The 23,526-nt window shown below is 48.1% G+C and carries 20 protein-coding genes; 5 read left to right on the top strand and 15 right to left on the bottom strand.

The features are described 5' to 3' along the window. Positions 1-982 precede the first annotated feature (982 nt). Positions 983-3,514 (top strand): response regulator, encoded by a 2,532-nt coding sequence (locus NDI52_RS23930; RefSeq protein WP_190774638.1) that lies wholly within the window; start codon positions 983-985, stop codon positions 3,512-3,514. A gap of 404 nt (positions 3,515-3,918) precedes the next feature. Here the strand turns inward: NDI52_RS23930 and NDI52_RS23925 are convergent, their stop codons facing one another. Then, a complete protein-coding gene (locus tag NDI52_RS23925; RefSeq protein ID WP_190774639.1) occupies positions 3,919-4,434 on the bottom strand; it encodes a pentapeptide repeat-containing protein in 516 nt (171 codons plus the stop codon). Positions 4,435-4,613: 179 nt separating this feature from the next. Beyond that, entirely contained in the window at positions 4,614-4,958 is a 345-nt protein-coding gene (locus NDI52_RS23920) for a hypothetical protein (RefSeq protein WP_190774640.1), read from the bottom strand. Positions 4,959-5,425: 467 nt separating this feature from the next. Here NDI52_RS23920 and NDI52_RS23915 point away from each other — a divergent pair, with 467 nt between their 5' ends. Then, positions 5,426-6,460 carry an isochorismatase gene (locus tag NDI52_RS23915; protein WP_190774641.1) on the top strand — a complete coding sequence of 345 codons (1,035 nt, stop codon included), beginning with the start codon at positions 5,426-5,428 and terminating at the stop codon, positions 6,458-6,460. 385 nt (positions 6,461-6,845) lie between these two features. Further along, positions 6,846-7,082, top strand: coding sequence for a lipopolysaccharide assembly protein LapA domain-containing protein (locus tag NDI52_RS23910; protein WP_190774642.1), 237 nt, complete (start codon positions 6,846-6,848; stop codon positions 7,080-7,082). Positions 7,083-7,152: 70 nt separating this feature from the next. Here the strand turns inward: NDI52_RS23910 and NDI52_RS23905 are convergent, their stop codons facing one another. Then, positions 7,153-7,947 carry a hypothetical protein gene (locus NDI52_RS23905; RefSeq protein ID WP_190774643.1) on the bottom strand — a complete coding sequence of 265 codons (795 nt, stop codon included), beginning with the start codon at positions 7,945-7,947 and terminating at the stop codon, positions 7,153-7,155. A 305-nt stretch (positions 7,948-8,252) separates the two neighbouring features. Between NDI52_RS23905 and NDI52_RS23900 the strand changes: the two genes are divergently transcribed. Continuing rightward, positions 8,253-9,305 (top strand): Fe(3+) ABC transporter substrate-binding protein, encoded by a 1,053-nt coding sequence (locus tag NDI52_RS23900; RefSeq protein ID WP_190774644.1) that lies wholly within the window; start codon positions 8,253-8,255, stop codon positions 9,303-9,305. Between the two features lie 399 nt (positions 9,306-9,704). On the opposite strand, the gene NDI52_RS23895 is transcribed toward NDI52_RS23900, so the two are convergent. From NDI52_RS23895 to NDI52_RS23865, 7 genes are all read right to left on the bottom strand, one after another. Beyond that, positions 9,705-9,968, bottom strand: a complete 264-nt coding sequence (locus NDI52_RS23895; protein ID WP_190774645.1) for a phycobilisome linker polypeptide — start codon at positions 9,966-9,968, stop codon at positions 9,705-9,707. Between the two features lie 166 nt (positions 9,969-10,134). Continuing rightward, entirely contained in the window at positions 10,135-10,998 is an 864-nt protein-coding gene (locus NDI52_RS23890; protein WP_190774646.1) for a phycobilisome linker polypeptide, read from the bottom strand. Between the two features lie 115 nt (positions 10,999-11,113). Beyond that, positions 11,114-11,932, bottom strand: coding sequence for a phycobilisome linker polypeptide (locus NDI52_RS23885; RefSeq protein ID WP_190774647.1), 819 nt, complete (start codon positions 11,930-11,932; stop codon positions 11,114-11,116). A gap of 113 nt (positions 11,933-12,045) precedes the next feature. Beyond that, a complete protein-coding gene (cpcA, locus tag NDI52_RS23880) occupies positions 12,046-12,534 on the bottom strand; it encodes a phycocyanin subunit alpha (RefSeq protein WP_190774648.1) in 489 nt (162 codons plus the stop codon). Positions 12,535-12,620: 86 nt separating this feature from the next. Then, the gene (locus tag NDI52_RS23875) at positions 12,621-13,139 is read right to left on the bottom strand and encodes a phycocyanin subunit beta (RefSeq protein ID WP_190774649.1); all 519 of its coding nucleotides are present in this window, start codon (positions 13,137-13,139) and stop codon (positions 12,621-12,623) included. A 791-nt stretch (positions 13,140-13,930) separates the two neighbouring features. After that, the gene (locus NDI52_RS23870; protein ID WP_190774655.1) at positions 13,931-14,290 is read right to left on the bottom strand and encodes a hypothetical protein; all 360 of its coding nucleotides are present in this window, start codon (positions 14,288-14,290) and stop codon (positions 13,931-13,933) included. Positions 14,291-14,598: 308 nt separating this feature from the next. Next, the gene (locus tag NDI52_RS23865) at positions 14,599-16,515 is read right to left on the bottom strand and encodes a response regulator (RefSeq protein WP_190774650.1); all 1,917 of its coding nucleotides are present in this window, start codon (positions 16,513-16,515) and stop codon (positions 14,599-14,601) included. 254 nt (positions 16,516-16,769) lie between these two features. Between NDI52_RS23865 and NDI52_RS23860 the strand changes: the two genes are divergently transcribed. Continuing rightward, positions 16,770-17,462 (top strand): glutathione S-transferase family protein, encoded by a 693-nt coding sequence (locus tag NDI52_RS23860; protein ID WP_190774651.1) that lies wholly within the window; start codon positions 16,770-16,772, stop codon positions 17,460-17,462. A 56-nt stretch (positions 17,463-17,518) separates the two neighbouring features. Here NDI52_RS23860 and NDI52_RS23855 read toward each other — a convergent pair whose 3' ends face one another. From NDI52_RS23855 to NDI52_RS23835, 5 genes are all read right to left on the bottom strand, one after another. Next, positions 17,519-17,875 (bottom strand): iron-containing alcohol dehydrogenase, encoded by a 357-nt coding sequence (locus NDI52_RS23855; protein ID WP_242035678.1) that lies wholly within the window; start codon positions 17,873-17,875, stop codon positions 17,519-17,521. Beyond that, entirely contained in the window at positions 17,769-18,485 is a 717-nt protein-coding gene (locus NDI52_RS23850) for an iron-containing alcohol dehydrogenase (protein ID WP_347280017.1), read from the bottom strand. The genes NDI52_RS23855 and NDI52_RS23850 overlap by 107 nt, the downstream gene beginning before the upstream one ends. Continuing rightward, complete coding sequence (locus tag NDI52_RS23845; RefSeq protein WP_190774653.1) at positions 18,457-18,717, bottom strand: hypothetical protein; 261 nt, start codon at positions 18,715-18,717, stop codon at positions 18,457-18,459. The genes NDI52_RS23850 and NDI52_RS23845 overlap by 29 nt, the downstream gene beginning before the upstream one ends. Before the next feature lie 543 nt (positions 18,718-19,260). Next, positions 19,261-19,512, bottom strand: a complete 252-nt coding sequence (locus tag NDI52_RS23840) for a ChaB family protein (RefSeq protein WP_190769811.1) — start codon at positions 19,510-19,512, stop codon at positions 19,261-19,263. A gap of 303 nt (positions 19,513-19,815) precedes the next feature. Then, positions 19,816-22,677: an FG-GAP-like repeat-containing protein gene (locus tag NDI52_RS23835; protein ID WP_190769812.1), complete on the bottom strand. Its 2,862-nt coding sequence runs from the start codon at positions 22,675-22,677 to the stop codon at positions 19,816-19,818. Positions 22,678-23,526: the final 849 nt, after the last annotated feature.

Here is a 23,526-nt window from a genome sequence, read left to right as displayed (position 1 = left end):
CCAGTTTGGCTGACAAGAAAACCAATCTTCTCATCCCCTAGATTGAAGACTATAACGTTTCTCCACAATTTGTGAACTGCTTTTTGAAAGCTAGGATAGCTGTGCTCGCCCTACCGTTCGAAAATCATTGAGAGTTCTTATCCTTGCAGATGAGTAGGTGAGCATAATTAAACATAAAATCTCAAATGCTAGGCTACTCGTATAGCGGGTGACATGGTATCTGAGATTTTATATTTAATTGAGTTGCGCTACTTGTGTTTAAGCCGATCGCTCAGAAGGCTACTTAAGGAGTGGTTGAAGAGATTGATGTTTCATACCTATAGCTAGAAAAAATTAACCTCTTTGAGCAATATTCTAATTATTACCGTACCTATATCCTCCGCTAAACTTGAAATCCACTTTTGCTACTGTAAAGTGATGGGAGAAGAGTTTAAATTTGATGAAAGCAAATTATGAGTCTGTGGATAATTAACAGCATTTCCCTATCAGGTGAGGTACGAGAGATAGATGGAGAAATAAGCCATATATCCATCTCCCGCACCTCGTCAGAGTGGAGGGAGTTATATCAGTAGCGTAGGTGAATTCTTTTTGTGGAAATAGCCGCTTCTCCACCACTTCTATAAAAAGAATTACAGGTTGAATTGTATTGCTAGAAAATACACGGATGCACCTGCTCTGAGAAAATGTTATAAAAGTATAGGAATACCTGTCCATTAAAGAACTATCATCATTAGCTTCAAAGATCTTTGAGAAGTTAATTCTAATGGGTGTAGCATACGAAAAATCAATTCTTGTTGGAACTTCTCATATATTCTTTTGAACATGCTTTCTTAAAAAATGGATTTTGTCAGCAGGACGTGCGTACAAATCTGTCTTTTTAGAACGCCTGTTGAAGGTATGAGATAGTTAGATGGGTACTATGGTGTATAAGCGCTTCAAACCATTCTTAAGAAAGATTAAATAGGGTTGCCCTATTGTCCCTATGCAACCTCCCCTCCACCTCCTGCTGCTAGGAGAAACTCTATCCCATTCTGATCTTCAGTCATTTCTCGTGCCGCTTTTTCAGAAACCCCAGTGGGCAACCATTCAGGTCAGTTCCATGGGCGAGGCATTGGATTACCTGTATGAAGCTTCTTTTGATGGAATTCTGATAGATCTGACGATTCCTTATGCACCTGATTTAGAGGCGATCGCCCACCTCTGCCGCACCTTTCCTAGCGTCGCTACGATCACGCTGATAGGAGCAGATCAGGATTTAGGATTGCAAGCTATTCAGCAGGGAGCTCAAGATTACCTGTTTAAGGATGCGACAAGCTATGAGGTGTTAGAGCGATCGCTCTACTGTGCCATTGAGCGTGTGCGTTATCAAGGCCGGAGCCGCTCACTTGATACACCCAAATTTGTTGAAGGTCGTGATCTCGCCAACCGTAAGCGTGCAGAAATTGCTCTTCACCATAGTGGACATATTTATGATGCGTTGATTCAGCCACTTCCCGATCTGATCTTACGCATGTCGGGGGATGGCAAATACCTTGATTTTTTTCCAACAGACACTTTTCAGGTGTTGGGAAGTCCCGATGTTGTGGGCAAAAGCATTTTTGATGGTAGCTTGCCTTACGAACTCGCCGTTCAACGAATGCAATATATTCAGCAGGCTCTAGAAACTGGGGAGTTGCAAGTTTACGAGCAGACACTTGAGATTGATGAGATTGTTCACACGGAAGAGGTACGCATTACAGTCTGTGATGACCACGAAGTTCTCATCATTGTGCGAGATATTACCGATCTCAAGCAAACAGAAGCTGCCCTTTATCAGTTAAATCAAGAACTTGAAGCACGGGTTAAACAACGCACTGGAGCTTTACAGGAGAGTGAGGAACGATTCCGCCAAATCTTTGAGCAAAGCCCCTTGGGCATTGCCATTTCTGACTTGAATGGTTGCATCAGCCGACTCAACGCGAGTCTGTCAGCCATGTTAGAATGCCCTGCCTCTGAGTTGTTAGATCAGTCTATTTATGACTTGCTGCAATCGCCCCAGCAAGATGACATTCCGCAACTTCAACAAATTCTAGAACATACCCTCACGATTGTTTCCTTTGAACGCCAACCTATTACGAAAACCGGCAGGAAACTATGGGTCAATGTGACGAGTGCCCTAATTTTTAATGCTTTTGGTCGGCCTTCCAGTATCCTGCACTTAATTGAAGACATTAGCGATCGCAAACAGACCGAAGAAAAACTCCAGCAAGTCAACGAGCGGCTGACATTGACCAATGCTGAATTATATCGAGCCACCCGCATGAAAGACGAATTTCTAGCGGTAATGAGTCATGAGTTACGTACGCCACTCAATGCAATTTTGGGCATGTCAGAAGGCTTGTTGGAAGGTTTTCTGGGAGAGTTAAACGATCGCCAGAAACACTCTATCTCGGTGATTGAGCGTAGTGGCAAACATCTCCTTGACCTCATTAATGACATTTTAGATTTATCTAAAATTGAAGCGGGAAAGTTGGAGATTCAGCTTGCCCCTGCTTCGGTAAAATCCCTATGTGAAAATAGTCTGGCTTTTGTCAAACAGCAAGCCTTTAAAAAACAGATTCAGCTCACTGTCGACATAACGGAATCCTTACCTAACATCATCGTGGATGAACGGCGGATTCGTCAGGCTATCATCAACCTTCTCTCAAATGCCGTGAAATTTACTCCAGATAGTGGCAGTGTCATACTAGAGGTTCGCCCCCTGCAACAGGCGGCCCAACTCTGGCTGCAATTTGCGGTAATTGACACGGGGATTGGCATTGCCCCGGAAGATGTCAAGCAGCTCTTTACCCCCTTTGTCCAGGTAGACAGCAGTCTCAACCGTCAATATGAGGGAACAGGATTGGGATTGGCTTTGGTTCGCCGCCTTGTTGAGCTACACCAAGGCAAAGTAGAGGCGACCAGTACCCTTGGGAAAGGCAGTTGTTTTACTATCTGCCTGCCCTACACGGTGCAGTCTTCAGCATCTACGTCTAAATCTCTGATAGAAGAGTTACCTTTGGCATCCATACAAAGGATTGGGCAGGAATTTCAGGCATCTGGGGAGGCGATCGCCCCCCTAAAATTCCAGCCCAGTTCCACAGTTACGACGCTGTCTACTACAAGAATTCCCAGCATCCTGCTGGCAGAAGACAACCCTGCCAATGTGGATACATTGTCCTGTTATCTCGAAAGCCACAGTTTTCAAGTAAAAGTGGCAAAGAATGGACGAGAGGCGATCGCTCTGGCCCAACAACAGGCTCCCGACCTCATTCTGATGGACATTCAAATGCCCGACATCGATGGCCTGGAAGCCATTCGTATTTTGCGGGCCGAACCCCAATTTGCCGCCATTCCCATTATTGCCCTGACGGCTCTTGCCATGGTTGGCGATCGCGAACGTTGCTTAGCCGCAGGCGCAAACGATTATCTCGCTAAACCCATTCCCCTCAAAGCCTTAGTAGAAACAATTCAACAGTTTTTGTCAGCCTTTTGATGCCCATTCAACATGAGGATGTGTGTGGCGTGTGAAGCACACCTTACACAACAGAAATTCACCAAACATAGTGAACTCGCGTCTTAAAAATATAAAAATTTTGAAGGTTATTGAAAAAGTTGATTGGAAGTGTGCGAACAGTACCCAAAATTAACCTTTCTCAGCGAGTTCCAGGATAAATGGACCGTGAGTAGTGCAAGGCACTTCTTACACCTAATAGACTAAGGAGGTTTCTGCATAAGAATTTACTCAGAATGTTGGTGCTTTGCCCGCGAAGCGGGCAAAGCACCAACATTCTGGGGGTAATTTCATTACTGGAAATCTCCTAAAACCTCTACGTTAGAGCCGTTCTATAGCACAGCCCTAACGTAGAGGTTTTAGCCTCTCATATTCAATAGCCCTCATTACTTTGCCAAAGCAATAACCTCAGCAGGGGCAACAATTTGAGGCAAAGTTGCTCCCTCTAACTTGGCCGTATTCAGGCGAGTACTGCTGAGGTTGGCATGGCTCAGGTCGCTAAAGCGTAAATTAGTCACTTCTAGGTGTGCACCTCGCAGATTAGCGTAGTACAAATCGGCTCCACTAAAGTTAGTGCGAGTCAGGATGCTCCCAATCAGATCAGTACCAACGAGGGAGCTACTGAGCAGAACTGCATCAGTCAAATCTGCACGAAACAGGTTAGCCCCACTCAAATCAGCCATTGGTAGACGGGTTCGATATAGGTTGGCCCGTGTCAAGTTTGCGCCAATTAGTCGGGCACTGGTGAAATTACTGCCGGATAAATTTGCCCCAATGAGTTGAGCACCGGACAAATTGATGCCATACAAATCCAATTCATTGAGTGAGGCGTTGCTCAAATCCACATCTTCAAAATCTCGTTCTCCGGCTTTATATCGTTCCAATAACTCGCTTAGTATCATGACTTTGTGTCCTGCTTATTTATGCCAGGGTCTGTTTTAAACGTTGCTTTTTCGTATGCGAGACGCCCGAAAAAGCAACGTTTAAAACAGACCCTGGAGCTGGCGCATACATGAGGTGAATTAAGATTGTCCACGCATGCATCAGGCTTATGGATGCTGAAGTGTGTCAGCACTCCTGATCAATCCCATTCCACGGAAAGGCTTGGCATTAGCCGTTGTAAGTTTTTGAGCGATCGCGTTTGCCACAACACTTTCTGGCTCCCTTGGATGCAGAGATGGGTGTTGCGTTCGTGCCGCAATTTGACCACAAATCGCGACAACATACTAATTCCAGAGCTATTCAAAAACTCTAGCTTACGTAGATCCATCGTGATGTTGTTCTGATCTTTTGAAGCATCAAGCATTGAACTGATCGGCGCGTAGTCAGTGAGACTTGGTAATTTGAGCAAGCCTTCAAACACCACAGTTGCACAGGTGGCATCATACCAGACACGGAAGTCATCGCCTTGAAGCGTATAGTTCATAAAGTTGGTCGAGAGTTAGTAAGCCAAATACTTATCCACTAAGGCATCATTGCTGTGAATGTTGACATGAGTGGGGCTGCAATTCATCGCAATGATGTGATTTAGTCTTAAGAGTAAATTGGTTTACTCTTAAAAATTACCAAGCACTAAGAGGCTGTTTGAAGAGTTATTTCTTTGTGCGCGTAGCGCACAAAGAAATAACTCTTGGCGGACCTTTTCACATAGTCTCTAAGATTAATGAACCAGGAAAATCACTTTAGGAAATCGCAGAAAATGCTGAGATTTTTTGAAATTGCAACTTTGTTATTGGTTTATCTCCGCTAATTCTCTAGCTAATCTTTGTTACGCCCATTAGTTCGCCGCTCTATGGGTGGCGTGAGGTGCTTCACATCTGAAGATGGGCATGGTGTTCCACCGATGGTTTGAGTGATAATCGTGGCAGAGTTTCCGGTTGAGGTGAACGTCTCATGACTATCCTGACTCAGTTACCTACCCCAGCCCATTTTGATCCAGCACGGGTTGGCGAAGTATGGCGTGTGCCCTATCAGGAGCGGGCTGTGGAGGCGATCGCTTGGGCCAAACGACATAATCTACCTCCTGCTCAAGTGGATGGTATGCGCATTTGCTTGTTAGCTATTGATGTGCAAAACACCTTTTGTATTCCCGATTTTGAATTATTTGTGGGGGGACGATCGGGGACGGGAGCTGTGGAAGACACGGTACGGCTCTGCCAGTTTATTTATCGTAACCTAGAGCAAATCACAGAAATTGTGGCCACGATGGATACACATACGGCCACCCAAATTTTTCACTCTGTTTTTTGGGTTGATGCAGCGGGCAATCATCCCTCCGCTATGACCATGATTTCGGTGGAGGATGTGAAGAGTGGGAAATGGCGGGCCAATCCGGCGATCGCTCCTCATCTCTCCATTAAAGATGTCGACCAGTTACAAGCCTATGCATTGCATTACGTGCAGCAGCTTCAGTCAGCAGGCAAGTACCTGTTAACGATTTGGCCCTATCACTCAATGTTAGGGGGGATCGGCCATGCCCTTGTACCTGCTTTTGAAGAAGCCTGCTTCTTTCATGCCATAGCCCGTCAACGGCAGACGCGCATTGAAATGAAGGGAAGTAACCCGCTCACGGAGAATTACTCGGTGTTGCGACCTGAGGTCATGATTGATCCGAGCAGTCGGGCGATCGCTCAGAAAAACCAGTCTCTTATTGAAACGCTGCTTACCTTTGATGCGGTGGTAGTCGCAGGGCAAGCGAAAAGCCACTGTGTTGCCTGGACCGTAGCAGATTTACTGAGTGAAATTAAGGCAATCGATCCATCATTAGCGCAAAAGGTTTATCTCTTGGAGGACTGTTCGTCCCCAGTGGTAGTGCCAGGCGTTATAGACTTCACGGATAGTGCGGACGAGACGTATCAAATGTTTGCTGATGCTGGAATGAATCGGATCTGCTCTACGGATCCGATGGAGTCCTGGCTGCGATTGTGATACCTCTTCAATGTGAAGCTACAGCTTATGTTCCGCGTCTCTAACGTGTCAGGACGGAGAATATAAGCTGTAGCTTCTATTGAATTGGATAAGAGACTTTTAGGTGACTTGAGTCCGGGTTAAGGGCGTTTTCGAGTGCCGCGCGTTGCGCGGCACTCGAAAACGCTCATTTTGGCGTGCGCTTTGCGCACGCCAAAATGAGCACTTCAGCTTATCCCGAACTGAGGTTAGGTAAGGCACTTCGGGTTACTCCCCGTGTTTAAGGTTGCCAGTGCTATCCTGATCTTGGGCGATCGCCCCACTGGATCGGGCCTTGCTGATGCTTTCATCCTTTACGGCTCCATGGTTTCAGTCCTTATCCCCAAATGAAAACTGAGTTTGAACGATGGTGAATTTTGTAGTGTCAAGTTTGACGGCAATTTGGGTGAGTGCGATCGCCCTGCTGTCAGTGCAAAATGCAACCCCGGTAACACTGCGCCTCCTGGGGTTTCAAATGGTTCCTATCCCTATCGGCTTGCTAATGGGATTTAGTGCATCTGCCGGCTTGGTAGGGACGGCTGTTTTGACGGCGGGTAGTCGTTCTGCTGCGCGATCGCTCGATCGGGATGATGATTTTGAATAACTACTTGCTCTCTACAATTTTGCAACCAACGGGAGGGTATTGCTCAACATGCAATACCCTCCCGTTGGTTTTAGAAACCCGAAAGTTGATCTAACTCTGCTTCGCTAAGAGGTTCCTCTGTGTTGAGGTAGCGGGTGCTGCCGTCTGGAGTTGAAACCATATTTAGGTAGTACTGGGGTTCATTGCCCTTTTCAACGGCAAAAATGCGTCGTCCAGTAGTATTCGAGAGCCGCTGTTCGGTAATGTCATTAAGAACATAACCTTCGGCTTGCAAAGATTGCTCAAAATCTCGGAACAGTTGTTGCCAGCGGGATTGGGGAGCCATCCAACAATTTTCTACACCATCGCAGGTTGCAACACCTTGTGGATGGGGAAAAGTGGCCCATGCGGTGGGTGGTGGGGTTTCTTCGGGAAGGGGTGAAGACTCGACCGGGGAAACCGGTGCGACGGGGGAAGGAGCCGGTGTGGTCGGGGAAGGTGATGGGGTTGATAGAGTTGGTGGGGCTGCTGGGGCCGGGCTCATGGGAGAAGGAGCAACGACTGGAGCCACGGAAGGGGGTATGGGAGCGGCAGCCACGGGCTCCGGAGATGGAGCCACAGAAACCATTGGAGATGGTTGCGAAGAAGGAAGTGCTGGGGGGGAGGCGGGGAGCGATCGGGAAACCTTTGGGATGTCTGTCAGGCTAACCTGTTCATCTTCCGGAACTTCAAGCACAGGTGGGGGATCAGACGGCATAGGTAGCAACATCCATAGACCATGCAGCACCAGGGACAGTATGAGCCAGGGGCGCAGACATAGCCGTAAAGGGACCGGGAGATTTTTCCAGAACAGTACCCACAGGTTGGGTGAGTCAAGAGTTGTCATTGCATACCATCTCGATTCAGCGATTCACTATTGAAAAAGATTGCAAGATAGTGACAGGCATAGTCGCTCTGACAGGTCAAGAAAAACATGACTAATTCTGAATGAGCCAGTAACCAAAGGCAGGAAATGCGCTTTAGTGGAATTAAAGCTCCTAAGTAATTAGGAATTACTTTCAATAGTGTACAATGCTTGTGGTTTATACCGTACAGCCTGACCTAAATTATCTGGGATCGCCGTTCAGAAAACGGTGGCTGTCGTGCGATCGCGTTTCATTCATTAGACGTCGTTACGAGGAGTCGTAAAACATGGGTAAGATGACGCGGCGGGTATTTCTCGCCAGCGGGGCAGCGACAGCGGCGATCGCCGCCGGAGCGTGGAACCGCTCTCAGCGGGCCGTAGCCCAAACAGGAGTGGTGAACCTCTACAGTTCACGCCACTATGACACGGATGAGTCGTTATATCAGGGCTTTGCAGATCAGACCGGAATTCGGGTGAATGTGGTCGAAGCCGAAGCTGATCAATTGATTGAGCGGATTAAGAGCGAAGGAGCCAACAGCCCGGCAGACTTGCTGATGACCGTTGATGCGGGCCGTCTCTGGCGCGCTGAGCAGGAAGAATTGTTCCAACCTGTTTCTTCTTCTGTATTAAGCGGGGCTATTCCTGCTAGCCTTCGCCATCCCGATGGGCTGTGGTTTGGCTTTACCCGGCGGGCACGAGTGATTATGTATCACAAGGATCGGGTGAATCCAGCAGACCTCTCTACCTATGAAGATCTGGTTGATCCCAAATGGCGCGGTAAGATTCTGGTTCGTTCCTCCAGCAATATCTACAACCAATCTCTGACGGGTTCGCTGCTGCATCACTTAGGTGCTGCTGAAACCGAAGAATGGGCCCGGGGTCTAGTTGCGAACTTTGCTCGTCCACCGGAGGGCGGCGACACTCCTCAGATTCAGGCGGTTGCTGCTGGCGTTGGCGATCTAGCGATTTCCAATACCTATTATTTAATTCGGTTGCTGAAGTCTGAGAACCCTGAGGAGAAGGCTGCAGCCGAGAAGGTTGGTATTTTCTTCCCGAATCAGCGCGATCGCGGAACCCACGTTAATATTAGCGGTGCGGGGGTGCTGAAGACCTCTCCTAACGCTGAAGCTGCGACTCGTTTCTTAGAGTATCTGGTAAGCCAGCAAGCTCAGGAAATCTTCGCTTCTGGGAACAATGAGTACCCTGTTGTAGAAGGAACGTCGGTAGACCCAACTCTGAATAGCTTTGGTACATTCAAGCAGGATGAGCTGAACGCTAGCGTCTTTGGGCGAAACAACGAGGAAGCTCTGCGGATTATGGACCGCGCAGGATGGCGGTAGGAATGTTCTGGTACAACATTCCTACCCGGTGAAGCGTGAACTCATCTAATTGGAAGCTGTGCTCACGTCATCATTACTATAGCGCTGCACGCTTTGACTCAACGGGTGGAGTGGGATATTAAGTGCCTCACTCCACCTTTTCAAAACCCAGGAATCTATTCGCCGTTACAAAATAACAGCCAAATCAGATGTCTGGGCTTTAAACAAAAGGTAAGCCTATAACAATACTCTGGACAGTTTTTCTGAAATCCTTGATTTTGCGTGCGCTTCGCGCACGCAAAATCAAGGATTTCAGAAAAACTGTCCGAACTAATGTATAAAGAAAGCGCAGTTTTTAAACTGCGCTTTCTTTATAGGCTTGGTACAGCGTTACCACGTTTACTTGTGAAGAGTTATAGATTAACCTTCAGAAGATTCTTGGCTGGCGGTGTACTCAGATTGGGGGTGAATGGCGACAATTCTGCCACCCAGACGGGTAATACGGCGCATTTCTTCGTTCATACGGCTGTAAGGAACTTGAATTGCGATTGTGCCACTATTGCGCACAGGGTAGCGATTGTTATCCGTTTGATCGCTTTGACGCAGGCCTTCTACTTCGTATACAAAAACACGGTTCTCAGAAGGGGCGCTAGAAGCACTAACGAGAGCTGAACGTCCTAACATGATGATCCTACTTTTATTCCTAGAGTGTGGTTGTAACGTTGATTATTCGTATCTAGTTGATTAGAAGCTAGTGTACGAAAAATCAACTCTTCATACAACCTCGATTGTTACAAAATGGGTAATTTATGCGTCATAAAACCCATAAATTACCCGTGCACACGAGCGCTTATTGAGCCACGGTAATGCTGGCTACTTTACCGCCCAGCTTGTTGATCCGCTGAAGTGTGTCAGAGAGTTGCTCATAGGGTACAACAAACTCTTTGTTGCTGCGGCGAACTTTGGGATAGCCGGGCAGATTGGTACCAGATACTTCAATGCGATAGAGGCGATCGCTCGACCCTGCACTGGACCGACCAAATACGCGAGTGGGAGCTGTCGCACGCTTTGAAGGACGATAGGCAAACCCTTCACCCGCAGGGGCTACCACAGCAGAAGCGCTGTTGCGAGCCAGTTCGCCAGCGAGGCGGGAGCTGGTGCCTTCCAGTTGGGAGCGATCGCTGTTCGCATAGCCACGGTAGAGACGGAACATGCGGGTGAAACCAACGGTTTTTTGGTTGGTTTGGGTGGCGAAACCACGGTAGTAAGGCACGATATTGTCGCCGAAGCTAGAATCGTATTCCGCAGAGTCGATGTAGGAATCGATGTCGGCTTCAAAGCCCTGATTCTGGTAGCGATCGAGGTGCTCAATCACTTCAGCTTCATCGTAAGGCGCGCGGCCTAGAAGGTGTTTGAAGTTCAGCTCGATAACGCGGGTTTGGAAGTTGGGATAGAGAAACTTGGTTTTGTACAGATCCGATTTGGCAACGGCCCGCACAAAGTCCCGAACCGAAAGCTTTCCGTTGACGAGGAGGGACTCCAGTCCGGTCAGACGCTCAGATTGCATCAGGTAGTCGTTACCCAGCACCTGACGATAGACCGCTTGCACAATAGCTTTGGCATCTTCTTGGCTCCAGTTGGGACGGAGTTCCATGGGAGATACATTTTCAAAAGCGGTTGTTCCGAGACGGGATGCAGCAGTCGTAATTGCCATGTAGGATTCTCCTAGCTCACATGTTAGTTAGGCGTGTAAACGCTGTTTGCTGATGGTTTGCTAAAACGCCTTTTGAGACGTAAAGCACTCAAAAAAATGACCTTCAAAACACGTCCTAAGCCGGGGTCACACTCACCACACGGCCGCCACGTTGATTGAGTCGTTGCAGAGTGGGTGAGAGGTCATCGTAGGATACGATGTATTCGGACAGGCTCCGACGTACCTGAGGTCTACGGGTGTTAGCCATCTGCATAGTTCGGATGCGGAACAGTTGGGAGCGATCGCCCCCACGGGTTCCCATTAATCCCTGACCAAAGGTTGCCGTGTGTACAGGAGTTGCCAGATTGCGGCCCAAGTCCTGGGTTAACCAGGCAGCATTGTTTTTGCCCTGGGCGCGATCGCTATTGGCATAACCCCGATACAGTTGAAACATGCGGTTAAAACCCACCGTTTTCTGACCCCGTTGGGTTGCAAACCCCCGGTAGCTTGGAACGATGGATTCACCAAAGTTTTCTTGATATTCGAGCGAATCAATATATGAATCGATCTCTGCTGCATACCCTTCGCAGGTATAGAGATCGACGTGAAATGCGATCTCTGCTTCGTCGTAGGGCGCACGGCCCAGCAGATGCTTGTAATTCAGCTCAATAAAACGTACTTGCGGTGTGGAATGAAAAAACTTATTTCGATAGAGCTCGGATTGAGCCAGTGCCCGCACAAAATCGCGCACTGAAATGCTGCCCTGGCGCAGGAGTGATTCTGCCGTGGTAAGACGCTCACTCTGCATCAGATGATCATTGCCGAACACCTGACGGTAGGCGGCTGTGATAACCGCTTGCACATCACCTTCCGTCCAGTTAGCCCGCAACTCTACCGGAGACACTTGAGCAAAGGGCTCAAAACCAAGCTGCCGAGCTGCCGTAGAACTTGTCATGGAAAAATCCCCTTAATTAAAAAAGGACAAACCGACAAATACGACCAGAACCCCAGAAAACTACCAGGGGGTTGCCCTGGACAGTTTCCTGCGGTTCTGGATTGGCAGAGCAATTAGCTCAGAGCGTTGATAGCGTAGTCGATGTAAGAGTTCGCTTCAACAGCGGCGTCGCCAGACAGACCGTGGTTAGCTTTAACGTGCTTCAGAGCTTCAACGTACCAGCTGGGGGAGAGGTCGAAGGTCTTGTTGATTTCAGCCAAACCAGCGATCAGGTAGTCATCCATGGGGCCGGTGCCACCTGCGATGAGGCAGTACGTAACCATGCGGATGTAGTAGCCGATGTCACGAACGCACTTGTCCTTACCACGCTGGTCAGCAGCGTAGTTAGCGCCCTGCATTTGGGTGGTGTAAGGGAACTTCTGGTAAACCGCGTTAGCAGCACCTTGAGCCAAGCTGTTAGATTTGGAAGCCAGAGCCTTAGCAGCATCCAAGCTAGCAGCAGCTTGACGGAAACGACCGAAAGCTACTTGCATCTCGGTGGAGCTCAGGAACCGACCTTGAGAATCAGCGGCGGCTACAGCTTCTGTTAAAGGCGTTTTCATTTTGATAATTCCTTGTCTTTGCTACGAAATGGATGAATGTCGTTCGTCAAAACTTGTTCAAGCTTTGAATTAAGCTAACGTCGGGCTTAGCCTACAGCAGAAGCAGCGCGATCGAAGTAGCTACCCAGTTCAGCCATCAGGCTGGAGCAATCGCCCTGGGTGATGTTGTTACGATCGTTAGCGATCGCGATCGCAGCTTCTTTCATCTTTTGAACACCAGTAGCAACGGAACCACCAGGTACGCCCAGTGCCAGGTAGGTCTCACGCAGACCGTTCAGGCAGCGATCATCCAGAACGCTAGCATCACCGGTGAAGGCTGCATAGGTTACATAGCGCAAGATGATTTCCATGTCGCGCAGGCAAGCTGCCATCCGACGGTTGGTATATGCATTACCGCCAGGAGAGATCAGTTGAGGCTGCTCAGCAAACAGAGCCCGAGCGGCATTGGCAACGATGGTGGAAGAGTTGGAGGTGATCCGGTTAACCACGTCCATCCGCTTGCTGCCTTCAGCAACCATTGCTTTCAGAGCATCGATTTGAGAATCGCTAACATAATCGCCCCGGGTATCCGCTTGAGACACCACTTTGGCAAACGCATCTAACATTCAAGTAGCTCCTAAAATCATGTTGATGGGCATTCGATTCAATCAGGCGTACGCTTAAAATCGTCTGAGGGCGGGCAAACGAAACTATTCCAACAGAAAAACCTGTAGGCTAGGACAAATGCAACGAAGCGTAAATCCTATATAAATAGTTGTCGGTTTGCTCAGAAACCTCAGTTCGACTTCGGCAATCTTGCGAACATCTGTAACGATGCCTCTCTTCAAAACCCGTCAAGTTCAACCAATCAATGGTCTCTTGAGGAGGGAAGAGATATGAACCTTGGCTCCTTTCCGGGCTTTTGGTTCAGCGCCTCTCGAACCGATGCCTACGATTAAACCAATCCGTTTGTGCAAAACCTGTGCAAATTGAGAGGTTTCACTGATGTTATAGATTAAAAAATGTTAAGCGATCGCTGAAATTAGTATCAGGCTTAGCATTCGGCATGTTGTGACTGGGATTACGGACAAGGTTGTTTGAAACAAACGTTTACATTTGGTTACATTCTGTCTCAGGATTTTGCGTGAAAGTTCAGATTCAGGGCGTGGAACTAGTAGGCTACGGCCTAAGTCCGCAACCTATGTTTTTGTGTAGGGTGCGAAGCACCCTACACAAAAACATAGGTGATGGATTTCCGCCTCAGCGTACTAGCAGCTTCCACGCTCTGAATCTAGATTTCTATCAGGGTTTTATCCAATTCTTAAGATAGGGTGAACACTCTGGATGTGGGGGAACTGCTTTACGATCTGCATTTGCACAAATAAACCGTTTCGACGAGGATCCTGAGAAGTCTGGCTCAAGTGTTGCTAATGGTTTCTGCGCGTAAAGCCATATTGCAGATGGGATCGTAGTCCGAGTTGCTGACGGTCGTGCAGGCGATGGCCTCATCGTTCTGAATTTGCTTCCCCTCTGGATTGATGTGCAGATTGAGGAGCGATCGCACTCGTGTTCCCTTGCGTTGTGTGAAACTGCCACGGAAATAACCCAGGGTGGGGTAAGGTAAGCCACAGATCCAACAGCTATCGATGTCACCGTCATCAAACTGCTGTTCTCGTTTCTGCCAGGATATATCGTTGGTAAAGCGAGTCACAACACCTAAATGGCTTCTCAAATAACGGGTGATAACATGACAGGTTGAATTAGCATTCTGAGTCATGCGAAAAGCAAATTCGAGAATATCTATCAACAGATATTTATGGTTTATGGCATAGGCTTTAGATGTTAAAAATACAAAATATTATTTGGTTTGAAGCGGTGTTTTGGATATTCTTTGTAACTAAAGCTCGAAATAAACGAGACAACTTTTTGAAATGTCTGAACATATTGGATGAAGGCGTAGGGGCGGGTTTTGACACAATCTCAACTACTAAAGTGAGATTTCCAATCAAACCCTGTCCTTGCGATCACCATCAATGGCAGGATCGCAAAGCGGGTCTTGTTGTCATGACAACGGTGGCTTGCTTGTCACCCTATGTAGGCGCGTAAACGGTGTAAACGGCTAACGATTCGGGCGGCTAGATCGGCACCAATGATGGGTTTGTAGAGGTAGTCATCGGCCCCAGCCGCAAATGCCTGGTTTTGGCTTTTAAGGTCGGTAAAATCGCTCAGAAATACAACGGGTAAGCGTTGCCAATAGGGGTCGCAGCGGAGAATTTGGCAGAGTTCGTAACCCGTAATTTGAGACATGTGAGCATTTAATACCAACACATCGGGATTGACTGCTTGAAGTACAATCCAGAATTGCTGGGGATCATCTAGTGTGGTCACCTTAAATCCCCAGGGTTTAAGCAGCGTAGGAAGGGCGCGCAGCCAATCCACATCGTTGTCTACGATCATCACCTTGGCAGGAGAATCCGGTACATTAAGGCGATGGGTAATGGCACTAATGGTCTGCTCAGGAGGTGTCACGGCTGGAAGGAATAGATGGCTGCCATGCCGAAGTGCATCCAGGCGATCGCTCAACGTATCGCGATCGCCCATCACCAGAATGGGTAAATTGGGAAACCGTTGGGCAAAGCTCTGAACCATTGTTAGCACCGCATTCCGGTTCTCTGCTAACTCGGGGCGAGATTCCGAGGGAAGTTGTACCAGCAGGGCATCGGGAGGTTTGATGGGGAGGCTGGCGATGGCTTCAGGCGTGAGCCAGGAAGCAGCACTGGTGGCAGTGGGTAGGGTGACGGTACGGAGCTGGCGAGCTTCAGCAGAAGCGGCGATCGCCTGAGCTTGGCTTGATCCCAGCCCTACCAGTAGAAGCAACGGTCCCTGGTTACTGGGTACCTGAGAGGAATGGACAACGGTACTGTTTTGAATTTCTTGCCGCAGAGCTGTGACCAGAGGGAACATCAGGCTAGCCTGGCGGGGAAGCAGAGACTCCTGGCTTCCCATCCAGTTTTCCAACTGGCGAGTCAGGTGTACAGCTTTGTGGAAGCCGAAGAGGCCGAGGGTTCCAGCCAGTTTATGGGCGATTTGTTTGGCCTGTGTTTGGAGGGGAGGCGTAAGGCGATCGCTCTGCAAGGCTTCCACAGCCTGCTCAAGCTGTCCAACTTGCTCCAGGGTTTTGGGCTGGGTGATTTGAACCCAGTTTTGGTTTAGAAAAGCAACGTATTGTTCTTGAGCCTCGGGGGTGATAGGAGCGAGGGCTGCGGTTGCTGGGGCGAGGGATGACGGCCCTGGATCCGGTAAAAGGCAGACTAACTCTTCTACGGTTTCTGCGGGTTTCAGATAGTAGCCGCGCCCGTGCAGGGTGGCGACGAAATCCGGAGGGGCACCTGCGGCGGTGAGCTTATTACGAACTCGACGGATGTGCGATCGCACCGTCGCTTCTGAAGGAAACTCTTCGGATGACCAGAGGCGATCGAGAATTTCTTCGGTGCTAAACACATGCTGGCTGTCCCGCAGGAATAGCTCCAACAATTCGTATTCCTTGCGGGTCAAGGTGAGGGGTTGGCCGTCATAGCTAACGTCGCAGGTGCCGGGATTTAGCATCAAGTCTCGCCAGATTAAAAGTGGCAGGGGATTGGTGCTACTGCGACGCAGGAGGGCTCGAATGCGAGCGATCAACTCCGCTCGATCGAATGGTTTCACGACATAATCATCGGCCCCGGCATCCAGACCCTGTACTTTAGCGGTGCTGGTGTCTTCAGAAGTCAGCAGCAATATCGGGGTTGTGTAGTCCTCGGCTCGAAACTTTTTGCACAGGCTGATGCCATCCAGCTTGGGCAGCATGACGTCCAGCAGGATCAAGTCGTAATCAAAGGTAGAACCGTAGCTCCAGCCCATTTCGCCGTCGGGCACAGCATCCACGACAAAGTTTTGGGCCGTCAGGCTGCGAGTCAGAGCTGCCGCCAGGGTTTCATCGTCTTCTACGAGCAGGATCTTCATATTCAAATTCTGCACTAATTGGGCCTCGTGCAGGTTTTAGATATGTGAATGGGTGCATTCCCAGTTTTGTGAGCGGGAATGCAGCTTGCGTAAATGGCCGTTCAACGCTGGCTCAACTTGTGTCGATTCACCTGAGCCTGAAGGCCATACGGAAACACTCGAATTCTTGCGGTTTAATCGTAGGTAAGTCTTAAAACTTGCCTACCTACCTGAGAAGGGATGTAGCGCATTATCCACCTATTTCCCCACCGCCTATGCCTTCCGTTCAAATTTTTAGTGCCAACGGCTGCCCCTACGCCCAACGTACTCGATTAACTCTGCTAGAAAAAGGCATTCCCTTCGAACTGATAGAAATTGACTTGCAGAACAAGCCTGATTGGTTTCTGGAGGTATCTCCCTATGGCAAAGTGCCTGTCATTCAGCATGAGGGAAATCGGGTCTGGGAATCTGCTGTGGTGAATGAGTACTTGAATGAGGTGTTTCCAGAGCCGCCGCTATTGCCAACGGACCCAGGACAACGGGCGATCGCCCGGATCTGGATTGACTTTGCCAACACCAAATTTACGACCGCCTTTTACAAACTGCTCCTCAGTCAGGACGCTGACAAGCAGCAAGAATGGGCCGCGGAATTGCGAAAGCACCTGCTATTTCTGGAAACGGAAGGGTTACAAAAACTTTCTGATGGACCGTTTTGGTTCGGAGATACCCTCAGTTTAGTGGATTTGACTTATTACCCCTGGTTTGAGCGATGGTCTGCGTTGGAGCATTACCGGGGATTGGCCTTGCCGGAAGAGTGCGATCGCCTCCGTCAATGGTGGGCTGCCATTCAGGCTCGTCCATCTATTCAAGAAACCATCAGTCCTGCCGCTTACCATATTGAGCAGTATGCCAAATACGCAAACAATACTGCTTCCGGTACCACTGCCCAGGAACTACGCAAGTACTAGGGCTGGTTTCAAAAGTTGTTTTTTTGTGTGCTTTGCGCATGAAAAAACAACTTCAGCTAAAGACGAGCTTCAACCAGAGCGCGAATTTCATTGCGAGTGAGCTCAATGGGATTATTGCGGTTCTGTGTTTGATCCAAAATTTTGTTCAAATCCGATGTCTGAATGTCGTACTTATTCAGGCGGGGCAGCTCAAGCTGTTCCGTCCAGTCTTCCAGAATGGCAACTAACGCGTCGCAATAGTAGGCATCAGATTTGCCAGATTCCTTTGAGAGGCGCTGTCCCAAACGAGCCATTTTGGCAATTGCCTCATTCCCTGGCTCTCGTGCCTTCATCGCTTGCCAGTTGGCCCGCACTGCCGCTGCCATTAACGTTCCACACACCACTCCATGGGGAATGGGGAGGAAGCCACCCATAGGAGAGGCGAGCCCATGCACGATGCCTAAGCCCGCATTTGCTAATATCATGTCGCCTTAAATGCACATAATACTCACTTTTGCACAATGACGATTTAGCAAGCACTCCAGCGTTTTTCCCTGACCTTATATCATGTGCATTTAACCAGACATGATATAAGGCAATACCGGAGCACAAAGACGCATAGGCCATGCTTTCTCGGACAGCAATCTCGGTTGCACCTTCACCACAGGCAAGAAGTAGATTGTCGGCGATCGCCTCTAATCCGCTCCAGGCGATCGCATCGGTCAAGGGAGAAGCGGTTGGGGATAAGTAGGGCTCCAGCAATTGGGTAAAGGTATCCAGCCCACAGGCCGCAGTAACAGGCTTGGGGCAAGAGATGAGTAACGTTCCATCCACAATCACCGCATCGGGAATGAAATTATCGTGGCGCAGAGACTTTTTGTAGCCGTTCTCGCCAACCTCACTAATGACAGCATTTTTGGTTACCTCGCCCCCTGTTCCAGATGTTGTTGGAATAGCAATGTAAGGGACTTTAGTTCCGCTATGAGGGAGATTACGCCCAACTCCTTCCAGGTGGTCAAAGATGGAGTTTTGATGGGGCAGCATGGCTGATAAAGCTTTGCCCGCATCGATAACGCTGCCACCGCCAATTCCAATGACGACGTATGTCTTGAGTGTTTGGGAACAGAATCTTCGTGCGATTGCGTTTTACCGTAGATGGGGTTGTAATGCCGTCGATACACAGGCGTTTCAGATTGGCCGTGATACTCAAAGTGATTTCTTGATGCTTCGTAGTGCCAATTCCTAAAACTGTGAAGTTAAAGGATACCTCTACCATTTTTCTAAAGTCATTACTTTTGTATGTGCGATGGGCACGCAAAAGCAATGACTTTAGAAAAATGACGACCATGTTGTAATAAACCCTCGATTTTCTTGGAAAGCTCACCGTAGTCGGGCTCTTCAAGAAAACCGAGGGTTTATTTTGTACGAGTCCCTAGTGCCTAACACCTGTGTAGGGGAAACCTTGATATAACATTTCTGCCATGCGGATGTTAGGCGATCGCAACCAACCAATCGTTTTGAAGAATGACATTTAAGTATGTTTTAGAACTAGTATGCTGAGGCGTAAATGTATCACCTATTTTTTGTGTGGGGTGCAAAGCACCCCACACAAAAAATAGGTGACAAACTTAGGCCGTGGTCTACTAGCTGAATTTCTTTGTATGAGGTGTTCTAAAAGAATCAATACGGGACAAAATCTGGGCTTTAAGGGTAGTTCTAATTTTTTGCCCCATCCTGAGATTTACAGTATTTATAGTTGCTGATTTTCGTGCATGAGGTACACGAAAATCAGCTTCTTTAAAAAGCGCTAGAGGGCTTTCTAGGCGCCTTGCTGCGAACCCAGCGGGCTATCTGACGCCGTTTTGTCTCTTTCACCACGATGATGCCACTGCCCGTCGCCGCCTTCCTCGTAAGTGTTTCTAACGGAGTTCCAGGCAGTTTTGAGGGCAGACTGCTCATCCATGCCATCAGAGGAAGCACTATTAAAGGCAGCCATAAAAATCTGCTGCGCAGCTTGAGGTAGGTTAGATTTAACGTCTTCAGGTAAAGCTTCTAGATTTTCATAAGGCATAATCATTTCCCCCTTATTGTTTCGGGATCAACACTTAATACGGATACCGAAGTTTAGCCAAAGTCAACATCTGTCATGGGACGCAACTAGGATTCAGAATTTATCTATATTTAGACTTCTCTGCTCCTCGGCTTTTTTGGCAAAGGCAAGCCTAGACGAGCTTTTGGTCAGTTTTCTCAATTCAACATCAAACCTAAAATGCTATGCCACCTGTCTCGCAGGTGGCATAGCATTTTAGGTTTGATAATGATGCCCACCTGTCGACGCGGAAAAACAGTCTTCCAGGTAGGTTTAGAACATGCCTTAGACAGCTACAAAGTCTACTTCAGTGATCAGGCTGACATTAACACGCCAAAGTTTAGCAATGACTCCATTAACATCAGAAATTGTTGTTCGGCTGCCTTCCTGGGTAATTATCAAATCTTCATAGGTTAACCCATTCGCTAAACCAAGACGATCAACGCCATTCTTAAAGTCAAGAATCTTTTCAATTCCAGAACTAGAGCGCAATACAAAAACATCCGAACCTGCGCCACCCGTAAGTTGATCTACCCCAGTCCCTCCATCCAGAGTATCTTGGCCAATGCCCCCGTTTAAATCATCGTTACCCGCATCACCGTTCAAAAGGTCATTTCCAGAACCGCCAAATAACCGATCTTTACCATTTCCTCCCTTAATCCAGTCATTCCCCTGGTTTCCGTAGAGGAGGTCATGGCCAGCAAGTCCTTCAATTTCATCAGGAGCCGTTGTACCAATGGTTGTATCTTTCCCTGGAGTTAGCCGAATCAGGTTAAATACAGTCAGCTCAAAGGAATCACTGACGGATAATCCTGCTGTATCTGTGGCGGTTACTGTGACGGTATACGCTCCTGCGCTCGTGGCAGTCCCCTGTATGATGCCTGTGTTTGGATTCAGCACCAACCCACTGGGTAACCCAACAGCGGAATATAGCAGGTCATCATCGACATCGGGATCCTGGAAGGAGGTACTGATATCTAAAGTAAACTCACTGCCGTTATTTGTGATTGCATTGGGAATGGGCTGGGCGATCGCTGGCGGGTTTGAAAGCTGGCCTACTTCAAATTCAACAACCGTGTAATTCGTACCCACAAGAATTTCAACTTTTCCATCGGCATCGGTATTGGCAACCATCAGGCTGTTATTGTTACCAACACTGGCCCCTAACACTTCACTTTTCCAAAGTGTCATCGAGTGCTTCAAGCTATAGATACCGACCGAAGTGCTGTCTGTGTAAACTAGCTCAACGGTACCATCTTCATCAAAATCGTAAGTTTGCAACCCAGTGATGGGGCTGGAGCCAAGCTGTAAACTCTGTTGAGTCTGAAACGTTTGTCCCTCTACAACGAGAACTTGTCCACTATTCGTTCCTGCTAAAATCTCTTGTTTGCCATCCAGGGTTAAGTCGTGTAGGTGAGCACTCGTCACCCCACTAAACGAGCTTTGCCATTGCTGGTGTGTCTTTCCATCGAACACAAAAAGACTGTTATTGATCGCTACAATTTCCTGGGCTTCATCATTATCAATGTTGCCCACCTCGATTTCAGAAATGCTTGACCAGTAGCCACCAAGATTGATACTTTTCCACTCAACAGCACCCGTTCTTGCGTCCAGGATGTAGGTATAGACGCCAGGAGCCCCCGTATGGGCTCTGGAACCGCCTGCAATGATTTCGTTGGTACCATCGTTGTCTACATCGGCGATCGCCAATGACTGCATCGGCGCACCTTGATCGTAGAAGTAGGAGTTTTGAATTTGCTTCGTCTGTCCATCAAGAACGTAGATGGCGCCGTCGTAAAGGCGATCGGTCGCAACCACAATCTCCTTCACGCCGTCGCCATTAACATCGCCCAGTTCTACATCATGAATACCGGTCCAAGTCGTTCCTCCAAAGAAATTGGATTGGCTTTGCCATTCAGACGTATGAGTCGTAGAGTCCACAATGGAGACGATACCATCACCATAACTACTGTTACTTCTAGATGAGGCAAAGACAAGTTCTTGGGTTCCGTCGTTATCGATGTCGTCAACGTCAATGGCATTAAATGGTCCGTCAAGGTGGCTACTTTGCCATTCCTGAGTTCCCGTTGCCAGATCAGAAATATACAGATAATCAGGGCCTGTTGATGTTGCTCCAGACCCCCACACTATCTCTAACGTTCCATCACCATCTAGATCGGAAATCGCGATATTGGTTACACCATGCTCAGGGTTATTGATGGTACGTTCTTCCGTCAATGTTTTAACGTCGTACGCATGAATGGAACCCCATTGCCCGTCACCGTAGAGGATTTCATCCACTCCATCTCCATCGATATCGGCAACTTGCAAGGTGCCAATATCCTGGCGTGTGTTAATCTGCCATTTTGGAGATTGGAGGTCTGCATCGAAAGCTGTGATGTAATACCAGGCAGACGCTCCGATAATTTCCTGGATACCATCTCCGTCAACATCTGAAAGTGCGATCGAGCTGCCAAATTCACCTCCAGCATAGGTCCACTCAACTGTTGCGGTTGTACCGTTTAGTTGGATAACTTGCCCACTGGACAAAACAATTTCATTGGCCGCATCACCGTCCACATTGCCGACTCTGACATCTCCAGCACCATAATTAAGTTGATGCTTGAGTGTTAGTGAACTTGCATCATAAATAAAAAGATTATTGTTGTTGACTACAACAATGTCATCTACAGAGTCATTGTCAGCATCCGCGAAAATAATCTGATTGATGGCGCTTCCTGTAGGGCCTAGAAGCGTTGTTTGTTCGAGTGTTTTGCCATCATAGACAACAATGCTACCGTCTCCAAGGCCTAAAAAAATACTGGAGATTCCATCACCATCAGTGTCAATGGCTGAGATTTGAGAGATGCTGGATGTGTAAAGACCACTGATCCAGGATTGGGTATAACCTCCTGTAGCATTAGGCTTCAAAACATACCAAAAACTGTTGCCTCCAAATGTTGAAGTAGAGCCACCCGCAATAATTTCAACGGTACCATCGTGATCAATGTCTGCAGTAATCAATCCACTGGCACCAATTCCTGTACCCAAAATGCCGGTCGTCCAGGCTCTCTGAACGCTGGGCTGCAATTGTTCATCCGGTAAGTTGCTTGCGGATAGAGTTGATTCAATACCATTCTGGGACATATTCATTCCTTCTGAAGAATCACTATTGCAATGACGAGTTAGGCTGATGAATGAATTAGGGTCTGTGGGAAATTGCTTGATGAACTGGCAGAGTGAATTTTGTTGTCAGTTGTGGTTACTGGTTAATTGCGTGAACTTTGAAGAGTTGCGATCGCTTTAGCAACACTAGCTTCGTTCCGACCTTTCACTTTGGAAGTGGGTTCGTTGCATGATTCATTCGACTTTTGCCTGAAGTCTGGATTCAATCGGAACATCACTTATGTCTAATTTTATACTTAATCGCAATTAATAAGAGTACCCATGAGGGTACTTTACTAAACGCTAGCGTCAGTTAATACCGGGAAGATCAAGAAGTGAGTTACCTATTCTGATACCTGTATCAAATCCGTTGAAAGGGACAGAGTATGCGGTGGTGCAGCCTATTCTGCTCCTTTAAACGGAGATCATATTACAGGCCCTGGAAAGCTGTTTGAGAAGTTATTGAAACGGTTGATTTTTCGTGCTCGTTGGATACGGAGAATCAACCGTTTCAAACAGTAGTTGGCACACGTTGCATGGATTGCTTACTGCCATATTATAGGCTTCCGTGAATCCATTTTTGAGGACGTGAATTGTTGCGCTGCAGAGGCACGTAACGACTCACGCAGGAAGTTTAATGATTGGGCTTTAAACGTATGGTCACTTGTTGGGAAAGGGGCGCAAACTGCCCTTCTCAAACACTCACTAAAATAGCAGACTAGTGGGTCATCTGGCGTGAGTATTGCCATTTCAGGTGGAGCATTTCAGGCCACCAAGGACTGGGTTACAGCCCCAGACCCTCCTAATCGATGCTTAGGTCGTTTAGATCGC

This window comes from Leptolyngbya sp. PL-A3 (genome assembly GCF_039962325.1).
Lineage (GTDB): Bacteria > Cyanobacteriota > Cyanobacteriia > Elainellales > Elainellaceae > Vacuolonema.
This window is presented reverse-complemented; position numbering and strand designations above follow the sequence as displayed.

What these genes read in the sequence shown, in the direction of transcription:
- NDI52_RS23930 (WP_190774638.1), top strand. Translation starts at nt 983, where the DNA reads ATGCAACCTCCCCTCCACCTCCTGCTGCTAGGAGAAACTCTATCCCAT.
- NDI52_RS23925 (WP_190774639.1), bottom strand. Translation starts at nt 4,434, where the DNA reads ATGATACTAAGCGAGTTATTGGAACGATATAAAGCCGGAGAACGAGAT.
- NDI52_RS23920 (WP_190774640.1), bottom strand. Translation starts at nt 4,958, where the DNA reads ATGAACTATACGCTTCAAGGCGATGACTTCCGTGTCTGGTATGATGCC.
- NDI52_RS23915 (WP_190774641.1), top strand. Translation starts at nt 5,426, where the DNA reads ATGACTATCCTGACTCAGTTACCTACCCCAGCCCATTTTGATCCAGCA.
- NDI52_RS23910 (WP_190774642.1), top strand. Translation starts at nt 6,846, where the DNA reads ATGGTGAATTTTGTAGTGTCAAGTTTGACGGCAATTTGGGTGAGTGCG.
- NDI52_RS23905 (WP_190774643.1), bottom strand. Translation starts at nt 7,947, where the DNA reads ATGACAACTCTTGACTCACCCAACCTGTGGGTACTGTTCTGGAAAAAT.
- NDI52_RS23900 (WP_190774644.1), top strand. Translation starts at nt 8,253, where the DNA reads ATGGGTAAGATGACGCGGCGGGTATTTCTCGCCAGCGGGGCAGCGACA.
- NDI52_RS23895 (WP_190774645.1), bottom strand. Translation starts at nt 9,968, where the DNA reads ATGTTAGGACGTTCAGCTCTCGTTAGTGCTTCTAGCGCCCCTTCTGAG.
- NDI52_RS23890 (WP_190774646.1), bottom strand. Translation starts at nt 10,998, where the DNA reads ATGGCAATTACGACTGCTGCATCCCGTCTCGGAACAACCGCTTTTGAA.
- NDI52_RS23885 (WP_190774647.1), bottom strand. Translation starts at nt 11,932, where the DNA reads ATGACAAGTTCTACGGCAGCTCGGCAGCTTGGTTTTGAGCCCTTTGCT.
- cpcA (WP_190774648.1), bottom strand. Translation starts at nt 12,534, where the DNA reads ATGAAAACGCCTTTAACAGAAGCTGTAGCCGCCGCTGATTCTCAAGGT.
- NDI52_RS23875 (WP_190774649.1), bottom strand. Translation starts at nt 13,139, where the DNA reads ATGTTAGATGCGTTTGCCAAAGTGGTGTCTCAAGCGGATACCCGGGGC.
- NDI52_RS23870 (WP_190774655.1), bottom strand. Translation starts at nt 14,290, where the DNA reads ATGACTCAGAATGCTAATTCAACCTGTCATGTTATCACCCGTTATTTG.
- NDI52_RS23865 (WP_190774650.1), bottom strand. Translation starts at nt 16,515, where the DNA reads ATGAAGATCCTGCTCGTAGAAGACGATGAAACCCTGGCGGCAGCTCTG.
- NDI52_RS23860 (WP_190774651.1), top strand. Translation starts at nt 16,770, where the DNA reads ATGCCTTCCGTTCAAATTTTTAGTGCCAACGGCTGCCCCTACGCCCAA.
- NDI52_RS23855 (WP_242035678.1), bottom strand. Translation starts at nt 17,875, where the DNA reads ATGGGTGGCTTCCTCCCCATTCCCCATGGAGTGGTGTGTGGAACGTTA.
- NDI52_RS23850 (WP_347280017.1), bottom strand. Translation starts at nt 18,485, where the DNA reads ATGCTGCCCCATCAAAACTCCATCTTTGACCACCTGGAAGGAGTTGGG.
- NDI52_RS23845 (WP_190774653.1), bottom strand. Translation starts at nt 18,717, where the DNA reads ATGGTAGAGGTATCCTTTAACTTCACAGTTTTAGGAATTGGCACTACG.
- NDI52_RS23840 (WP_190769811.1), bottom strand. Translation starts at nt 19,512, where the DNA reads ATGCCTTATGAAAATCTAGAAGCTTTACCTGAAGACGTTAAATCTAAC.
- NDI52_RS23835 (WP_190769812.1), bottom strand. Translation starts at nt 22,677, where the DNA reads ATGTCCCAGAATGGTATTGAATCAACTCTATCCGCAAGCAACTTACCG.